The organism is Microbacterium sp. ZKA21, from assembly GCF_050434165.1.
Lineage (GTDB): Bacteria > Actinomycetota > Actinomycetes > Actinomycetales > Microbacteriaceae > Microbacterium.
Window position 1 is genome coordinate 192231 of sequence record NZ_JBNPVV010000003.1, and the last position, 17326, is coordinate 209556.

Sequence of the window (17326 nt, forward strand, 5' to 3'; positions counted from 1 at the left end):
CGATGTGGAGACTGCCCTCTGATGACGCCTGAATCCCCCGCTGACGAGACGGAATCGACGACCGGGGGCACCCCCGACGCCCAGGCGCGCACTGCCGGCGACTCCGCGAAGATCGAAACCGAGTACGGTGCGGACTCCATCCAGATCCTCGAGGGTCTCGAGGCGGTGCGCAAGCGACCAGGCATGTACATCGGGTCCACGGGCCCCCGCGGCCTGCATCACCTGGTGCAGGAGATCGTCGACAACTCCGTCGACGAGGCAATGGCCGGCCACGCCGACACAATCGTCGTGACGCTGCTCGCCGATGGCGGTGTCCGCGTCGTGGACAACGGCCGCGGCATCCCCGTCGACCCGCACTCGTCCGACCCGACCAAGTCGACCGTCGAGGTCGTGCTGACCATCCTGCACGCCGGCGGCAAGTTCGGCGGCGGCGCCTACGCCGTCTCCGGTGGTCTGCACGGCGTTGGCTCGTCCGTCGTGAACGCGCTCTCGACCCGGTTCGACGTCGAGGTCAAGCAGAAGGGCTTCGTCTGGCGGCACAGCTTCGCCGACGGCGGCGTCCCGCAGCAGCAGCTCGAGAAGGGCGAGGCGACGTCCGAGACCGGAACGAGCATCACGTTCTGGCCGGATGCCGAGATCTTCACCGAGGGCATCGAGTTCGAGTACGAGACGCTGCGCACCCGGTTCCAGCAGATGGCGTTCCTGAACAAGGGCCTGCGCATCGAGCTGAGCGACGAGCGCGAAGGCGCGACGTACGAGACCGAGGAGGACGGGAAGCCGGTCACGAAGCAGCGGGCCGATGTCTTCTACTACGAGCGCGGTCTCGTCGACTACGTCGAATACCTGAACAAGGTGCGCCACGCCGACGTCGTCAACGAGGAGATCATCGATTTCTCCGCGGAGGACACCGTCCGCAAGATCTCGGTCGAGATCGCGATGCAGTGGACGACCTCGTACACCGAGAACGTGTTCACCTACGCCAACGTGATCAACACGCACGAGGGCGGCACGCACGAGGAGGGCTTCCGTGCGGCGCTGACGACGCTCGTCAACAAGTACGCGCGGGCGAACAACCTCCTCAAGGAGAAGGACGACAACCTCTCCGGTGACGACGTCCGCGAAGGCCTCACCGCGGTGATCTCGGTCAAGCTCTCGGAGCCGCAGTTCGAGGGTCAGACGAAGACCAAGCTCGGCAACACCGAGGCGAAGGCATTCGTGCAGAAGGTCGTCGGCGACCAGCTCGGCGACTGGTTCGATCGCAACCCGGTGCAGGCGAAGAACGTCATCCGCAAGGCGATCGACGCCGCGACCGCACGCCTGGCGGCTCGCAAGGCCCGCGAGACCGCGCGTCGCAAGAGCGTGTTCGAATCGGCTGCGATGCCGGACAAGCTCAAGGACTGCACGAGCAAGGACCCCTCGATCAGCGAGATCTTCCTCGTGGAGGGCGACTCGGCCGGCGGTTCCGCGGTGCAGGGTCGCGACCCGCACACCCAGGCGATCCTGGCGCTGCGAGGCAAGATCCTCAACGTCGAGCGAGCCCGCCTGGACAAGGCGCTCGCCAACCGTGAGGTGCAGGCGATGATCCAGGCCTTCGGCACGGGGATCGGCGAGGACTTCGACATCGAGAAGGCCCGGTACCACAAGATCGTGCTCATGGCGGATGCCGATGTCGACGGTCAGCACATCACGACGCTGCTGCTGACTCTGCTGTTCCGCTACATGCGCGGACTGATCGAGGCCGGTTTCGTCTACCTCGCGATGCCGCCGCTGTACCGGCTCAAGTGGTCGAACCAGCCGCATGAGTACGTGTACTCGGATGCCGAGCGCGACGCACTGCTCAAGGACGGGCTCGCCAACGGCAAGCGCATCCCCAAGGAGGGCATCCAGCGCTACAAGGGTCTCGGCGAGATGAACGCCAAGGAGCTGTGGGAGACCACGATGGATCACACCACGCGGACCCTGCAGCAGGTGACGATCGACGACGCGGCCGCGGCCGACGAGATCTTCAGCGTGCTGATGGGGGAGGACGTCGAGTCCCGGCGCAACTTCATCCAGCGCAACGCCAAGGACGTCCGCTTCCTCGACATCTGATGCATTGGACTCGCTTCGCACTTCAACGAGCTCAGTGAGCTGTACGACCGGAACTGAAAGACACACATGACTGACGAAGAACGTCCCGACTCCAGTGCCGCGCACGAGCACGGCAAGATCGACCAGGTCGACCTCCAGTCGGAGATGCAGCGCAGCTACCTCGACTACGCGATGGCCGTCATCGTCGGCCGTGCACTGCCCGACGTCCGCGATGGACTCAAGCCGGTGCACCGCCGTGTGATCTACGGCATGTACGACGGCGGCTTCCGCCCCGACAAGTCGTACTCGAAGTGCGCGCGCGTCGTCGGCGAGGTCATGGGTCAGTACCACCCGCACGGCGACACCGCGATCTACGACACCCTCGTGCGTCTCGTGCAGCCTTGGGCGCTGCGCTACCCGCTCGCCCTCGGCCAGGGCAACTTCGGGTCCCCGGGCAACATGGGCGCCGCCGCTCCCCGTTACACCGAGACGAAGATGGCTCCGCTCGCGCTCGAGATGGTGCGCGACATCGAAGAGGAGACCGTCGACTTCCAGCCGAACTACGACGGCCAGACCCAGGAGCCGACGGTTCTGCCCGCTCGGTTCCCTAACCTCCTCGTCAACGGGTCGGTCGGCATCGCGGTCGGCATGGCGACCAACATCCCGCCGCACAACCTCCGCGAGGTCGCCGACGCCGCGCTGTGGGCGATGGACAACCCCGATGTCTCGCGCGAAGAGCTGCTCGACGGACTCATCCAGCGCATCCCGGGTCCGGACTTTCCGACCGGCGCGCAGATCCTGGGCACCAAGGGCATCCATGAGGCGTATCGCACGGGTCGTGGATCGATCACGATGCGAGCGGTCGTCAACGTCGAGGAGATCCAGGGCCGTACGTGCCTGGTGATCACCGAGCTGCCGTACCAGGTCAACCCCGACAACCTCGCCGTCAAGATCGGCGACCTCGTCCGCGAGGGCAAGATCACCGGCATCGCCGACATCCGCGACGAGACCAGCGACCGCACGGGGCAGCGCCTCGTCGTCGTTCTCAAGCGGGATGCCGTCGCCAAGGTCGTGCTGAACAACCTGTACAAGCACACGCAGCTGCAGGACAACTTCGGTGCGAACATGCTCGCGATCGTCGACGGCGTGCCGCGCACGCTCGCACTCGACGGCTTCGTGACGCACTGGATCGACCACCAGATCGACGTCATCGTGCGCCGCACGATCTTCCGCCTGCGCAAGGCCGAGGCGCGGATGCACATCCTGCGCGCCTACCTCAAGGCGCTCGATGCGCTCGACGAGGTGATCGCGTTGATCCGCCGGTCCCCCAGTGCCGATGAGGCGCGTTCCGGACTGAAGGCGCTCCTCGACATCGACGACGAACAGGCGCAGGCGATCCTCGATATGCAGCTGCGTCGCCTGGCGGCGCTCGAGCGGCAGAAGATCATCGACGAGGCCACCGAGATCGAAGCCAGGATCAAGGACTACAACGAGATCCTCGCCGATCCGATGCGTCAGCGGGCGATCATCCGCGAGGAGCTCGTCGGCATCGTCGAGCGCTTCGGCGACGAGCGCCGCACGCACATCCTGCACGGCTTCGACGGCGACGTGTCCATGGAGGACCTCATCGCCGAAGAGGAGATGGTGGTCACCGTCACCCGCGACGGCTACATCAAGCGCACGCGCAGCGACAACTACCGTTCGCAGCACCGCGGCGGCAAGGGGATCAAGGGCGCCCAGCTGCGGGCGGACGACATCGTCGAGCACTTCTTCGTGACGACCACGCACCACTGGCTGCTGTTCTTCACCGACAAGGGCCGCGTCTACCGCACCAAGACCTACGAGGTGCCGGAAGCCGGTCGCGACGCGAAGGGCACGCACGTCGCGAACCTGCTCGCGCTGCAGCCGGATGAGGGGATCGCGCAGATCCTCGACATCCGCGACTACGAGGTCTCCGACTACCTGGTCCTGGCGACGCGGGACGGCCTGGTGAAGAAGACGACCCTGTCGGCCTACGACACCAACCGTCAGGGCGGTGTGATCGCGATCCGCCTGAACGAGGAGGACGAACTCGTCGGCGCTCTGCTCGTGGACAGTGCGGACGACATCCTGCTCATCAGCCGCCGTGGCATGTCGGTGCGATTCAGCGCGACCGACGAGGCGCTGCGTCCCATGGGTCGTGCGACCGCCGGCGTGAAGGGCATGAAGTTCCGCGAGGGAGACAGTCTGCTCTCGGCATCCGTCGCCGCCCCCGGGCAGTTCGTCTTCGTCGTGACCGACGGCGGCTACGCCAAGCGCACGGCGATCGACGAGTACCGCGTCCAGGGACGCGGTGGTTTTGGCATCAAGGTCGCGAAGCTGAACGACGATCGGGGCACGCTCGCCGGCGGTCTGATGGTCGCGGACGACGACGAGGTCCTGGTGGTTCTGTCCAGCGGCAAGGTGGTACGCTCTGCCGTGGCCGAGGTCCCGGCGAAGGGCCGCGACACCATGGGTGTGGTGTTCGCGAGGACGTCTGCGGACGATCGCATCCTGGCCATCGCCCGCAACGGAGAGCGGGGGCTCGCTGAGGAAGATGCCGAAGCGGATGCCGAATCACCCGACTCCGACAACACACAGACTCCTGAGGAAAACTAAGACGCATGAGCACAGTAGCCGACAAGCTCGCGAAGAAATCGACGCGCAAGTCCGGGGGCAAGCAGGTCCGCCTGCGCCTGGTCTACGTCGACTTCTGGTCCGCGGTGAAGCTGGCGTTCCTCGGCGCGATCGCGTTCGCGGTCGTCACCATGGTCTCGTTCTTCCTGGTGTACATGGTGCTGCAGGCGACGGGCGTCATCTCTCAGGTCGATGAGATCCTCGGCAGCTTCACCGACGGCGCGTTCTCGCTGTCGGAGACGATCGGCCTGCCGCAGGTGATGGCCTTCGCCGCGGTCGTGTCGATCCTGAACCTCATCGTGTTCACCGTGCTCGGTGCCGTCGTCGCGGGCATCTACAACCTCGCGGTCAAGGTCACCGGCGGCCTGCTGGTCGGCTTCACCTCGAACTGACGACATCGGCTCACGGAGCCGGTGAGGATCGGAAGGCGGATGCTTCGGCATCCGCCTTCCGTCGTCCCGGAGTAGGGATAACCCGAAGCGAGCCGTCTGGCTGCCTCGGTATCCGGCGACAGCCCGGAACCGTAGCGTTATGGGCATGACGAATCAGACTGCTCATCCCGCAGCGCCGGTCGCGGAGCGGCCGCCGGTGCGGTTGCTCCTCACGATCCTGCAGCTCACCGCACTCGGAGTGCTGGGATCCATCGCCTTCGGCGTCCTCAGCGGACTGTTCGCAGCGAGCATCGCGCTCGTGTTCGTGTTCGGCATCGGGCTCATCTTCTTCGTCGGGCTCGTCTACGCGATGTTCGGCGTCGCCTGGTTCGAGGTCGCTCGCGTGAGCAGCCTCTACGACCTCGGGCTGCCGACCCTGCGTCCGCGACCGCGCACCCGCCCGGGGTTCGGCGGCTGGGTCCGCTCGCTCGGCCGGCAGGCGATCGACGGCTCGATGTGGCGCGCGCTGGCGAACTTCGTGCTCGCTTGCATCGCGGGCTTCCTGATCCTGCGCCTGTTCTGGGGCATGGTGTGGTCGGCGATCACCGCCTTCGCACCGCTCACGCGCGAAGGCATCGTCGACGGTCCGTACGGCAGCGAGATCCTCGTCGCGTGGGCGCCGCTGGTCGGCATCCTGGGCGTCGTGATTTCCGCAGCCGCGATCGTCGGGCTCGCGCTGCTGCACCGCGTGATCACCCGCGCGCTGATCGTGCCGAGCCGCGAGGCCGAGCTCACCGAGCAGGTGCGCACCACGAGCGCTCAGCGCGAGGGCGCCGTCCGGGCCGCCGACGTCGAGCGCACCCGCATCGAGCGGGACCTCCACGACGGCGTCCAGCCGCGGCTCGTATCGGTCGGCATGACCCTCGGACTCGCCCAGCAGAAGATCGACGACGACCCGGCGAAGGCCAAGGAGCTCATCTCCGAGGCGCATACGTCGACCAAAGCGGCCATCACCGAGCTGCGCCAGCTGGCCCGCGGGATCCACGCGTCCGTCCTGGACGATCGCGGTCTCGATGCCGCGCTCTCGGCCCTCGCCGGCCGGTCGCACATCCCCGTGCACCTCGACGTCCGCATGGAGGGGCGGTGCAGCCGGGACGCCGAGGCCGCCGTGTACTTCGCGATCGCCGAATCTCTCACGAACGCGGCCAAGCACTCGCGGGCCAGCGACTGCCGGGTGATCGTGCGCCGACGCGAGAACGGCGTGCTGTGGGCTCGTGTCGAGGACAACGGCATGGGCGGGGCGCAGATCCAGCCCGGCGGTGGCCTCGACGGCATCTCGAACCGCGTGCTCGCCGCCGGTGGGACGTTCCGACTCGACAGCCCGCAGGGCGGTCCGACCAGCCTGGAGGTGAGTGTGCCATGCGCATCCTGATCTGCGAGGATTCCGTCCTTCTCCGCGAGGGGCTCGTCCGGCTCCTCGAGGACGCCGGCCACGAGGTGGTCGCCGCCCTTCCCGATACTCATGGACTGCACGATGCGGTCACCGAGCACACGCCCGATCTCTGCATCCTGGACGTCCGGCTTCCGCCGACCTTCACGGATGAGGGGATCCGTGCGGCGCTCGAGATCCGCGCCCGCCAGCCGCAGCTGCCGATCCTCGTGCTCTCGCAGTACGTCGAGGAGCGCTACGCCAGCGATCTGATCGCCGCCCAGGGCGGGCCGCTCGGCTACCTGCTGAAGGACCGGGTCGCCGATGTGTCGGAGTTCGTCGTCTCGGTCGAGCGGATCGCGGACGGGGCGACTGTGCTCGACCCCGAGGTGGTCGCGCAGCTGCTGACCCGGCGCAACAAGGACGACCGGATGCTCCGGCTCACGGAACGCGAACGCACGGTCCTCGCGCTGATCGCCGAGGGGAAGTCGAATCAGGCGATCGCGGGTCTCCTCTTCCTCTCCGAGGCGAGCGTCGAGAAGCACATCACTTCCATCTTCCAGAAGCTCGGTTTCGAGCAGGACGAATCGGGCAACCGGCGGGTGCTGGCAGCGCTCGCCCACATCGAGAACAACGGCGGCCCGGCCGCCGGACAGACAGGAGCGGCACGATGAGCACGAACGACAACGGCGGGCACGAGATCCCGCTGACTCCTCCTCCGGCCGGGCCCTCGGTTCCGGATGCCGCGGCGAACGCTGCCCCGGCATCCCCTCCCCAGGCGGCAGGATCGGTTCCTCCGGCTGGACCGGCGCGACCTGCGTCGGGACCGGGACGTCCGATCGGCATCGTCCTCGCCGTGATCGGCGGTGTGGCGCTGCTCGGGTCGGGTGCGACAGCGGCCTTCGCCGCCAGCGGTCAGTTGAACGAGCACTCGTTCGCGACGGCGGCGGATGTCGACGGCATCCGGGGTCTGTCGATGGAGGTCGGAGCGAGTGATGTGAGCGTCCAGTTCGGCGACGTCGACGAGGCGGAGCTGCGGGTCGACGGAGGCCGTGGCGGGGCGTGGACGGTCGAGCGCGATGACGACGAGCTCGTCGTCCGCAGCCCGAACCGCTCGTTCGGCTGGTGGTTCGGCGGCTGGTGGGGGGACGACGAGCGCGTCGTTCTGATGCTTCCCGAGAGTCTCAGGACGGCTGGGCTGGACCTGGATCTCGATCTGGGGGCCGGGAGCCTGGATGCCGCCGGCGAGTTCGGCGAGGTCGACCTGCACGTCGGTGCCGGCGCGTTGACGATCGAAGGCTCCGCCGTATCGGTGGATGCCGACATCAGCGCCGGTCGCGCCGAGATCGAGCTCGCGGACGTCCAGGAGGCGGACCTCGGCATCTCGGCGGGCCGCCTGACCGCCGAGTTCACCGGCAGCACGCCGGACGCGATCACGTTCGAGGTGAGCGCCGGTTCACTCGAGCTGACGGTGCCGGATGACGTGTACAACGTCACTCAGGAGGTCAGCGCAGGATCGTTCGACAACCACGTGGAAACGTCCACCACCGCATCCAGCACGATCGACGCACGGGTCTCCGCCGGATCGGCCACGCTGCGGGCGGGGGACTGACCGGCTCGATTCGGTTTTTTCGTCAATCTCGGGTAATCTCTTGGAGGTTGACGGGGCTATAGCTCAGGCGGTTAGAGCGCTTCACTGATAATGAAGAGGTCCCAGGTTCAAGTCCTGGTAGCCCCACTCCACACTCCAACTGAACACCCTCACGGGGCCTTAGCTCAGTTGGTAGAGCGCCTGCTTTGCAAGCAGGATGTCAGGAGTTCGAATCTCCTAGGCTCCACATCCAGAACCGGTCGGACTCAGTCCGGCCGGTTTCTTCGTTTCCGGCTTTGCAGGACCGCCGCCACGGCATATTTCTTTCGGTGGATGTCGATTCGGCCGTTGCCCGTTCGACGCCTTGGTGAGAGGGTCGCACGAGGTGGCCCACGATGAAGGGAACGAAGCCATGACCCAGTACTTCCTGACCGTGCCGCACGACACGGCGACCGAGCCGACGATGGAGTCCATGCAGGAGTTCGACCCCGCGGAGCTCGCCGCCGTCATGGCCGCGGTTGATGAGTTCAACACCGCGCTGAAGGATGCCGGAGCACTGCTGTTCGCCGGCGGACTCACACCGCCGTCGACGGCCAAGACCGTCGATGTCTCGTCGGGCGAGACCCGCGTGCTCGATGAGCCGTTCGTCGAGGCCGAGTCGTACGTCGGCGGCTTCTGGGTGATCGAGGCGTCCGACGAGGGCAAGGCGCTTGAGTGGGCGACCAGAGCGTCGATCGCGCTCCAGTGCCGCATCGAGGTCCGCGCGCTGCAGGAGGAGCCCGCGGAATAGCACCGGGATCAGTCGGCATCCCATTCGGCGAAGTACCAGAGCACCGGCTCGTCGACGCCGGGGATGCTGTTGCGGAAGCCATGTCGTTCGTAGAAGCGGCGCGCATCGATGTCGCTGGAATCGACGTTGATGTGCATCTCGCCGGCATCCCTCCGGCGGGATTCGTCCACTGCCTGCGCGAGCAGCGCACCGCCGATCCCCTGGGACCGGTGCTGCGGACGCACGTAGAGTTCGTCGAGAGTGGCGACGTGCCCGCCGTCGTTGTAGATCGCCGGGCGCAGCGCGACGACGGCGTAACCGACGATCCGGTCATGTCTCCGGGCGAGCAGGGCGAACCCGGCCGGATCGGCCAGGAAGCGCCGGAACCGCGGAAGCAGCACCTCGAACGGCGCCTCCGGCTCGTCGAACTCGTCGCCGAAGTCGATCTGCAGCCGCGTGAGCGTCTCGGCATCCTGCGCGGTGGCGAAGACGATCTCGATCTCGGATCCCGGCATGCCGCTCTCCTCTCGGATGCGCCCAGTCTGCCGCGTCGCCGGAGCCGGCGCCATGCACCTCCTAAGATCTAAGGGTGCTGATCGGTCTCATGCGTCCCGTGGAAACCCGCTCCGTCGCGGTCGAAGCCGCCGACCTGGCCGATGTCCAGGTGCAACTGGCCGCGCAGCGGCCCGAGGGGTTCGACCTCGTCTCCTCTCCGGTCGAGATGATCAAGGGCGCGGCGATCCTGAAGGCCGTCGGCACGTTCGCCCGCCGCGACCAGGTCACGGAGATCTCCGCGGACGACATGGCCGGTCTCGAGGCGAAGGTCCCCGAGGGCTGGCAGCTGCTGAACGTCCGCGTGGCCTGACGCGCCCGCGAACGCCGGGTTCCGGTCGCAGTTGCTGCCGTCACGACCCGAGCGCGCCGGGTTCCGGTCGCAGTTGCTGTCGCTCAGACTGAGGCGACGCGGCACAGACTGCGACCGGAATGATGCGGTCGAGCGCTGAAGCGGCACGAACTGCGACCGGAAGACCGTGATGACGCGACCGTCAGCCGCGCCTCGCACGCGCCGCGGCGGCCAGACCGGTGAGAGCGTCGACGGTCGTGTCCCATCCCATGCAGGCATCCGTCACGCTCTGGCCGCGCACCAGCGCCGCCGGGCCCTGCGTCACGTCGAGCTTCTGCGCCCCGGCGACCAGATTGCTCTCCAGCATGATGCCCGCGATCCCCGCCCCCTCGGTCGAGATCTGCGCCGCGAGCTCACGGGCGACGTCGGCCTGACGCACGTGGTCCTTGCCGCTGTTCCCGTGACTGGCGTCGATGATCAGACGTGCCACGAGTCCCGCGGCAGCCAGTCGCGATGACGCCTGAGCGACGTGCTCCGTGCCGTAGTTCGGCCCATCCGCCCCGCCGCGCAGGATCACCGACGTGTCCGGGTTGCCCGTCGTGGTGACCAGGCTCGCCCGTCCGTCGGCACCGATCCCGAGGAACGCCTGCGGAGAGGATGCCGCGGCCGCAGCATCCAGAGCGACCTGGAGTCCGCCGTCCGTGCCGTTCTTGAAGCCGATCGGCATGGACAGGCCCGACGCGAGCTGGCGGTGGATCTGGCTCTCGGTCGTTCGCGCACCGATCGCTCCCCAGCTCACGAGGTCAGCGGTGTACTGCGGGCTGATCGGCTCGAGGAACTCGGTGGCGCACGGCATCCCGAGCGCCGTGACGTCCCGCAGGAAGGAGCGGGCCATCCGCAGCCCGGTCTCGATGTCGTGGCTGCCGTCCAGGTGCGGGTCGTTGATCAGCCCCTTCCAACCGACGGTCGTGCGGGGCTTCTCGAAGTACGTCCGCATGACGATCAGCAGGTCGTCGCGGTGCCGCTCGGCCTCGAGCGTCAGGCGGGCGGCGTAGTCCAGCCCGGCTTCGGGGTCATGAATGGAGCACGGCCCCGCGACGACGAGCAGGCGGTCGTCCTCGCCCGCCATGATGGCGCGGATCTCGTCGCGGGTGCGCGAGACGAGAGCTGCTCGCTCGTCACCGACGGGCAGCTCGGCGGCGATCTCCGCGGGTGTCGGGATCGTGGTGAAGGCCGCGACGTGGAGATCCGCGGTGGCGTCGATCGTGGCTGCGTCGTTCATGTGCAGGGGGTCCTGTCTTGGTGAGGGCGGACCCGATGCAGAGCCCGCCGAAACGGCGAAAGCCAGAGCGAATGCTCTGGCTTGTCGGCTCTGAAGGTGTCGGTATGCGCTAGATCAGCGCCGGCCCCTCCAGAGCCGACTCGAAATACGCATACCAACGGGATGTCATGGACAAGACCCTACCGCATGAATCGGATGCCCTGTCCGTGCCGAATCCCGGATGCCTCGGCATCCGTCCGGAGTATCGGATCCGAGTGATGGTCCCACGTGCCGGTGGGATTCAGCACGGCGCGGGGCGGTCAGGCCCGATCGATGGTCGCCGCAGCGAAGAAGTCTTCCGTCGCCTGCCGGAACAACCCGTCGGAGAGCTCCTCGATGGGACCCTCCAGGTGGCCGGAACCCCGCACGGTCAGCCGCTTCGGCCCAGCCAGCGCGTGGTACACGGCGAACTGTCCGCGAGGATCGACGGACGGGTCCTTGACTGCGGCACCGACGTGCACCGGGATGCGGATCCGCGACGCCGCGATCGCCGCATCGAAATAGTCCAGGACAGGGCGCACTTCCGGATGCTGCCGCAGATGCTGCCGGACGGACTCGCCGCTCCCGGTGCAGCGGCGGCTGAGCCGGATCGGGAAATGCCCGAAACTGGGCACGTCGAGGGATGCTCGGCGGAACCGCTCATCCCACGGCAGTGCGAGCGCACCCATCCCGCCGCCGAAGCTGCCGCCCTGATAGTCGAGCGCCGCCGCGGCATCCGGAGCGGCATCCAGCAGGACGGTGGCCGCGCGCCACAGGTCGGCGGCCGAGTACCGGTGCGAATACGTCTCGCGGTGCTGGATGCCGGCGAGCACGTGCCGCGCCGAGAGCGCGGGGAAGCGTCCGGGTGGATTCGCCTCCTGACCAGGGGCCACCGGGAAGATCGCCGCCGTGTCGGCGGGGAGATCGGCGAGATCGGGTTCGGTGCGCCCGCCGTAGCCGTGGCCGATGACCCGCCCTCGAGTGACCGGTCCGTGCGGCAGCGCGAGCCAGGCGACGACCTGTTCGCCCGTCGAAGAGGCGAACAGGATCCGCTGGACGCGATGCGTCGGGGTCGGCTCGAGCGGCTCTGTGACCTCCCAGTCGACGGGGCCGGAGCCGAACTCGACGAAGGTGTTCTGCCAGAACGCGTCGAAGTCGACGGGTGCGGCCGGCGGATCAGGCGGAGTCAGCAGAACCGAGAGCGGATACTCTGTGAGCTCTTCCGGGACGGCGGTGGTCACGCGGCCGCCTCAGCCGCCGCCCCGAAGAGCTCGTCCAAGAACTCGAGGTGCCGACGCCACTGCGTCCACTGTCCGCCCTCGTGCCCGTTGTACGGGTACACCTCGATGGTCTTGTCCTCGGTCGCGTAGTGATTGAACTGAGCGAAGACAGTCGACGGCGGGCACACGGCGTCGTAGAGACCGACCGAGTACAGCGCGGGAGCCGTGGCGCGGGCGGCGAAGTTGACCCCGTCGAAGTAGCTGAGCACGCGGAAGACGTCCTCTTCGTCGCCGCGACGGGTCTGCATGTAGCGTGCCAGCTCGTTGTACGGGTTGGCATCGGTGATGCGCAGCGCACGGCGGTAATGGCTGAGGAACGGCACGTCGATCATCGCTCCGGCGAGCCCGTCGCTGAGCCCGGCCGCCGCGACCGCGATGCCGCCGCCCTGGCTGCCGCCGGCGACGACCACCTTCGAGGGGTCGACGTCGGGGTGACTGCGGGCCGCATCGACGGCGAGTGCGGCATCCGTGAACAGGCGGCGGTAGTAGTACTCGTGCGGGTCCTCGATGCCGCTGGACATCTGGCCGTGGATGCGGGGGCCGGTGCCGACCGGGTCGGGTGTGGCGGCTGCGTGCCCGCCGCTGCCCTGCCCGCGGCTGTCCATGACGAAGACGGCGTATCCCGCGCTGGGCAGCAGGGTCCACTGCTCGGGGACTCCGCGGCCACCGCTGTAGCCGATGAACTGCACCACGGTGCCGCGGATCTCGCCGACCGGTCGGACGAACCACGCCTTGATCGGGTGTCCGGCGAACCCGGGGAACGTCACGTCGTCGACGATGAGGTTGCGCAGGGCGGTGTCCACGCGGGTGAACACGGGCTCGCCGCGTCCGCGGGAGAACGCCAGCGTCTCCTCCCAGAAGGCGTCGAAGTCGGTGGGCTCCTCACGTTCGGGTCGGTATTCGCGGAGCTGGTCGATGGGCATGTCGAACTGGGCCATGTCTCGATTCTCTCGGGATTCGGCTGCGGGTCGGGTGATTCGGTCAGGAGCGGTCGTCGATCAGCGCGATCCCTCAGGCATCGGGAGTCGGTCGAAGCCGTGCATCGAGAGGCCGAGGCCCCGTGCCTCGCGCAGGATGACCGCCAGGCGGTCGGGGTCGATGTGATTGAACGCGCTCCTGGCTGCGATGTCGTGGGCGAGCACGACGAGCACTCCGTCTCGTTCCGCCGTCTCGCGCAGCAGGAAGCTCATCGTCTCGGCATCCGCGGGGTGGGATTCCCCACCCCGGCCGGTGTCGGAGCCCCTGGCAGGGAGCACCCGCGGGATCGCGTCGGCCGGGACGATCGTGCGAGCGGTGATCGCCCGATCCGCAGTGCGCGGGCTGCCGCCGCGGAGGTACTCGAATCGGCTCAGGAGCACCGCGTCGGACGCGTCGTCGCGGCGGGTGTTCGGGTAGGCGAAGGAGCGCACCGAGGCGCCGATCTCCTGCAGGGCATGGATGCTGGGGTCGATCTCGATCGCGACATACTCATCCGCGCCCTGATCGCGGATGGTCTCGTCGGCGTTGCGGTGCCTGGCGCCGTGCGAGCCCACCGTGTGCCCGTCGGCGAGCAGGACCTGAAGACCCGCGCGTTCGTCGTCGTCGAGCAGATCCGCCTCCATGACGAAGAAGGTCACCTCGGCCTCCACTTCGTCGAACAGCGGCCGAGCGGCGAGCCACGAGTCCACGTGACGATCGTCGAAGGTGAGCAGCAGTCGTCCGGTCATCGGGGAAACCTCCTGGGGCGCGACACCGCGGCGGCATCGCCTCGCTTCGTGTGCTCGGCATCGGTGACATCCACGCCGCATCAATTTAGCGGTGGGCATGCTACGCTCGACAAAACCGACTGGACGGTATGCAATGCGCAAGGAGGCGCCCATGCCCGCAGCACGCTTCGACGGCACGGTCTCGCTCATCACCGGGGCCAGCCGCGGCATCGGCTTCGCCATCGCCCGGCGCCTCGTCGCGGAGGGCGGCTCGGTCGTGATCACCGGCCGCAGGCAGGATGCTCTGGATGCCGCGGTCGCCGAACTCGGGCCCGCGGCCTCCGCCGTGGCCGGCCACGCCGATGACCCGGAACACCGGGGCGACGTCTACGCGCACATCACCCAGCGCCACGGCCGGCTCGACCACCTGGTCAACAACACCGGCATCAACCCCGTCTACGGGCCGATCGTGGACGTCGACGTCGATGCCGCGCGCAAGATCCTCGAAGTGAACGTCGTCGCAGCGCTGGAATGGACCAGGTCGGCGATCGGCGCAGGCCTGCGGAGCAGCGTGGTCAACATCGCCTCGGCCGCGGGCCAGAGCGCGAGTCCCGGCATCGCCTTCTACGGAATCTCGAAGGCCGCGCTCATCAACCTCACCGCGCAACTCGCGTTCGAGCTCGCTCCGTCGATCCGAGTGAATGCGGTCGCGCCGGCGGTCATCAAGACCGCGTTCGCCCGCGCTCTCTACGAAGGTCACGAGGCCGAGGCATCCGCCGCGTACCCGCTCGCGCGGCTCGGCGAGCCGGATGACGTCGCCGGTCCGGTCGCCTTCCTCCTGTCGAAGGATGCCGCGTGGATCACCGGGCAGACACTGTCGATCGACGGCGGCGCCGGCATCCGTCCGATCCTGTGATCAACGCCGGAGCAGGATTCGCGGAAAGATGAAGGCATGAAGGATTCCCACGTCGCAGAGGACGTCACCCGTGCGGCCGTCGAGCTGTTCGCCACCCAGGGCTATGCCAACACCAGCGTGCAGCAGATCGTGGCGGCAGCCGGCGTCACCAAGGGCGCGATGTACCACTACTTCGAGTCGAAGGACGATCTGCTCTTCGGCATCTACGACACGCTGCTGTCGCTGCAGAGGGCGCACCTCGAGGAGATCATCGCCCGCGGCGGCGAGACGGATGCCGTGCTGCGCGCCGTGTGCGTCGACGTGCTCGAGACCTCGATCGATCACATCGCCGAGGGGGCGGTGTTCTTTCGCAGCATGAACATGCTGTCCGCTCCTCGTCAGCAGGAGGTCACCCGGCGGCGGCGCGCCTATCACGACGAGTTCGCCGCCCTCATCGAGCGCGGGCAGCGCGATGGGGTGTACCGCGCGGACATCCCGACGGCGGTGCTCATCGCGCACTTCTTCAGCGACGTGCACTACCTCTCGCACTGGTACTCGGCCGAAGGGCCGGAGGGCAAGACGCTCGTCGCCGAGCAGATCACAGACCTGTTCCTGTCCAGCCTGAGGAGAACGGATGCCGAACACTGACGTTCCGCACACCATGCGCGCCTGGCGAGTCACGACGCTCGGCGAGCCGGCCGACGCGCTGACGCTCGACGAGGTGGAGTCGCCCGCACCGGCCGACGGGGAGGTGCTCATCCGGGTCGCCGCCGTCGCCGCCAACTTCCCCGATGTGCTGCTGGCGCGCGGGCAGTACCAGGTGAAGCCGGAGCTGCCTTTCATTCCCGGAGTGGAATGCAGCGGAACCGTGGTCGGCATCGGCGCGGGCGTCGCGGACTTCTCCGTCGGTGACAGGGTGGTCGCCGGTCGGATCGGCGTGCTCGCGGAGTACGTCACCGTGGAGGCGGCATCCGTGCACGCCATCCCGGATGACTTCGGCTTCGTCGCGGCGTCGGGCCTCAGCATCGCCTATCAGACGGCGTGGTTCGCCCTGCACCGGCGGGCGCGACTGCGCGCCGGCGAGTGGCTGCTCGTGCATGCTGCGGCCGGCGGCGTGGGCGCGGCCGCCGTCCAACTCGGGGTCGCTGCCGGCGCCCGAGTGATCGGGGTCGTCGGTTCCGAAGCGAAGGCCGCTGTCGCGCGCGGTGCGGGGGCTGAGCACGTCATCCTGCGCAGCGACGACATCGTCGGCGAGGTCAAGCGCATCACCGGCGGGCACGGCGCCGATGTGGTCTTCGATCCCGTGGGCGGACCGGCGTTCGCCGCATCCACGCGGTCGGTCGCGTTCGAGGGGCGGATCGTCGTGATCGGATTCGCGAGCGGCGAGATCCCGCAGCTCGCCGTCAACCACGCGCTCGTGAAGAACTACGCCGTGCTCGGGCTCTACTGGGGTCTGTACCAGGAGCGCCTGCCGAAACTCGTGGACGAAGCGCATGATGCACTCATCGGTCTCTTCGAGGAAGGCCGGATCGACCCCGTCGTCGATCACGTCGTCCCGTTCGAGCGCGCCCCCGATGCGATCACGGCGCTCGCGACCGGCGCGACCGTCGGCCGCGTGGTCATCGAGGTGGCCGCGTGACCGATCTCGACGGGCGCGTGGCGCTCGTCACCGGTGGGGCCAGGGGGATCGGCGAGGCCTACGTCCGCGCACTGCACGCCGCGGGCGGCCGCGTGGTCATCGCCGACATCCTCGCCATCGAGGGCGAGGCTCTTGCGGCAGAGCTGGGAGAGCGTGCCCGGTTCGTCCCGCTGGACGTCACGGACGAGGCGGCCTGGGATGCCGCGGTGGATGCCGCCCTCGCCGGTTTCGGCGCCATCGATGTGCTGGTGAACAACGCCGGCATCGCCAACGCCGCCCCGATCGAGCACCTGACCACCGAGAAGTGGAACTCCGTGATCGCGGTGAACCTCACCGGAACCTTCTTCGGATGCCGTGCCGTCGTGCCGACGATGAAGCGGCAAGGCCGCGGTTCGATCATCAACATCTCGTCCGTGGAGGGCATGCGCGGCAGCCCTGGATTGCACGGCTACACGGCGGCGAAGTACGGTGTGCGCGGCTTGTCCGCCTCGCTGGCCGTCGAACTCGGTCCCTCCGGAATCCGGGTGAACTCGGTGCACCCCGGCTTCATCACGACGTCCATGACGACGCGGATCGATCCGGCGCACCTCGACATCCCCCTGGGCCGCCCCGGAGTGCCGCAGGATCTCACGGGCACCATCGTCTTCCTCGCGAGCGACGCGTCGTCGTTCACGAGCGGCGCGGAGTTCGTCGTCGACGGCGGAATGATCGCCGGAATCCCGCACCGCTGAGGCGTCCCGCCTCGAATGCGCTTCCGTCTGCAACATGAACATACCGCCCGGTCGGTTTCTGATGTAC

Annotated in this window: 17 protein-coding genes and 2 tRNA genes; 14 read left to right on the forward strand and 5 right to left on the reverse strand. The window is 68.0% G+C overall.

Features of this window, described 5'->3' with window-relative positions; translation table 11 throughout:
• The first annotated feature begins 21 nt into the window (after nucleotides 1-21).
• The 9 genes from gyrB (at nucleotide 22) to M2317_RS08285 (ending at nucleotide 8906) form a co-directional block, all read left to right on the forward strand.
• Nucleotides 22-2091, forward strand: coding sequence for a DNA topoisomerase (ATP-hydrolyzing) subunit B (gene gyrB / locus M2317_RS08245; protein ID WP_429459083.1), 2070 nt, complete (start codon nucleotides 22-24; stop codon nucleotides 2089-2091).
• 66 nt (nucleotides 2092-2157) lie between these two features.
• A complete protein-coding gene (gyrA, locus tag M2317_RS08250; protein WP_429459085.1) occupies nucleotides 2158-4707 on the forward strand; it encodes a DNA gyrase subunit A in 2550 nt (849 codons plus the stop codon).
• 5 nt (nucleotides 4708-4712) lie between these two features.
• A complete protein-coding gene (locus tag M2317_RS08255) occupies nucleotides 4713-5117 on the forward strand; it encodes a DUF3566 domain-containing protein (RefSeq protein WP_429459087.1) in 405 nt (134 codons plus the stop codon).
• Between the two features lie 145 nt (nucleotides 5118-5262).
• Nucleotides 5263-6528, forward strand: a complete 1266-nt coding sequence (locus tag M2317_RS08260; RefSeq protein WP_429459089.1) for a sensor histidine kinase — start codon at nucleotides 5263-5265, stop codon at nucleotides 6526-6528.
• A complete protein-coding gene (locus M2317_RS08265) occupies nucleotides 6516-7199 on the forward strand; it encodes a response regulator (RefSeq protein WP_429459091.1) in 684 nt (227 codons plus the stop codon). The genes M2317_RS08260 and M2317_RS08265 overlap by 13 nt, the downstream gene beginning before the upstream one ends.
• Nucleotides 7196-8137 (forward strand): hypothetical protein, encoded by a 942-nt coding sequence (locus M2317_RS08270; protein ID WP_429459093.1) that lies wholly within the window; start codon nucleotides 7196-7198, stop codon nucleotides 8135-8137. The genes M2317_RS08265 and M2317_RS08270 overlap by 4 nt, the downstream gene beginning before the upstream one ends.
• Nucleotides 8138-8189: 52 nt before the next feature.
• Nucleotides 8190-8263: transfer RNA gene (locus M2317_RS08275), tRNA-Ile, on the forward strand.
• Between the two features lie 27 nt (nucleotides 8264-8290).
• Nucleotides 8291-8363, forward strand: a tRNA-Ala gene (locus tag M2317_RS08280).
• Nucleotides 8364-8528: 165 nt separating this feature from the next.
• Nucleotides 8529-8906, forward strand: coding sequence for a YciI family protein (locus M2317_RS08285; RefSeq protein ID WP_429459094.1), 378 nt, complete (start codon nucleotides 8529-8531; stop codon nucleotides 8904-8906).
• 8 nt (nucleotides 8907-8914) lie between these two features.
• On the opposite strand, the gene M2317_RS08290 is transcribed toward M2317_RS08285, so the two are convergent.
• Nucleotides 8915-9400: an N-acetyltransferase family protein gene (locus M2317_RS08290; RefSeq protein WP_429459096.1), complete on the reverse strand. Its 486-nt coding sequence runs from the start codon at nucleotides 9398-9400 to the stop codon at nucleotides 8915-8917.
• An 89-nt stretch (nucleotides 9401-9489) separates the two neighbouring features.
• Here M2317_RS08290 and M2317_RS08295 point away from each other — a divergent pair, with 89 nt between their 5' ends.
• Complete coding sequence (locus tag M2317_RS08295) at nucleotides 9490-9750, forward strand: hypothetical protein (protein ID WP_429459559.1); 261 nt, start codon at nucleotides 9490-9492, stop codon at nucleotides 9748-9750.
• A gap of 181 nt (nucleotides 9751-9931) precedes the next feature.
• Here M2317_RS08295 and M2317_RS08300 read toward each other — a convergent pair whose 3' ends face one another.
• From M2317_RS08300 to M2317_RS08315, 4 genes are all read right to left on the reverse strand, one after another.
• Nucleotides 9932-11011 carry a 3-deoxy-7-phosphoheptulonate synthase gene (locus M2317_RS08300; RefSeq protein WP_429459098.1) on the reverse strand — a complete coding sequence of 360 codons (1080 nt, stop codon included), beginning with the start codon at nucleotides 11009-11011 and terminating at the stop codon, nucleotides 9932-9934.
• 299 nt (nucleotides 11012-11310) lie between these two features.
• Nucleotides 11311-12270 carry an acetylxylan esterase gene (locus M2317_RS08305; RefSeq protein WP_429459099.1) on the reverse strand — a complete coding sequence of 320 codons (960 nt, stop codon included), beginning with the start codon at nucleotides 12268-12270 and terminating at the stop codon, nucleotides 11311-11313.
• A complete protein-coding gene (locus M2317_RS08310; RefSeq protein WP_429459101.1) occupies nucleotides 12267-13247 on the reverse strand; it encodes an acetylxylan esterase in 981 nt (326 codons plus the stop codon). Before M2317_RS08310 ends, M2317_RS08305 begins: the two co-directional genes overlap by 4 nt.
• A gap of 60 nt (nucleotides 13248-13307) precedes the next feature.
• Nucleotides 13308-14015, reverse strand: a complete 708-nt coding sequence (locus tag M2317_RS08315) for a polysaccharide deacetylase family protein (RefSeq protein WP_429459103.1) — start codon at nucleotides 14013-14015, stop codon at nucleotides 13308-13310.
• Between the two features lie 151 nt (nucleotides 14016-14166).
• Between M2317_RS08315 and M2317_RS08320 the strand changes: the two genes are divergently transcribed.
• Genes M2317_RS08320 through M2317_RS08335 form a run of 4 tightly spaced genes read left to right on the forward strand, consistent with a single transcriptional unit; the run spans nucleotide 14167 to nucleotide 17259 of the window.
• A complete protein-coding gene (locus M2317_RS08320; protein ID WP_429459105.1) occupies nucleotides 14167-14910 on the forward strand; it encodes an SDR family oxidoreductase in 744 nt (247 codons plus the stop codon).
• Nucleotides 14911-14946: 36 nt separating this feature from the next.
• A complete protein-coding gene (locus tag M2317_RS08325) occupies nucleotides 14947-15537 on the forward strand; it encodes a TetR/AcrR family transcriptional regulator (protein WP_429459107.1) in 591 nt (196 codons plus the stop codon).
• Nucleotides 15524-16528: an NADPH:quinone oxidoreductase family protein gene (locus M2317_RS08330; protein WP_429459108.1), complete on the forward strand. Its 1005-nt coding sequence runs from the start codon at nucleotides 15524-15526 to the stop codon at nucleotides 16526-16528. The genes M2317_RS08325 and M2317_RS08330 overlap by 14 nt, the downstream gene beginning before the upstream one ends.
• Nucleotides 16525-17259, forward strand: coding sequence for a glucose 1-dehydrogenase (locus tag M2317_RS08335; RefSeq protein WP_429459110.1), 735 nt, complete (start codon nucleotides 16525-16527; stop codon nucleotides 17257-17259). The genes M2317_RS08330 and M2317_RS08335 overlap by 4 nt, the downstream gene beginning before the upstream one ends.
• Nucleotides 17260-17326 lie beyond the last annotated feature (67 nt).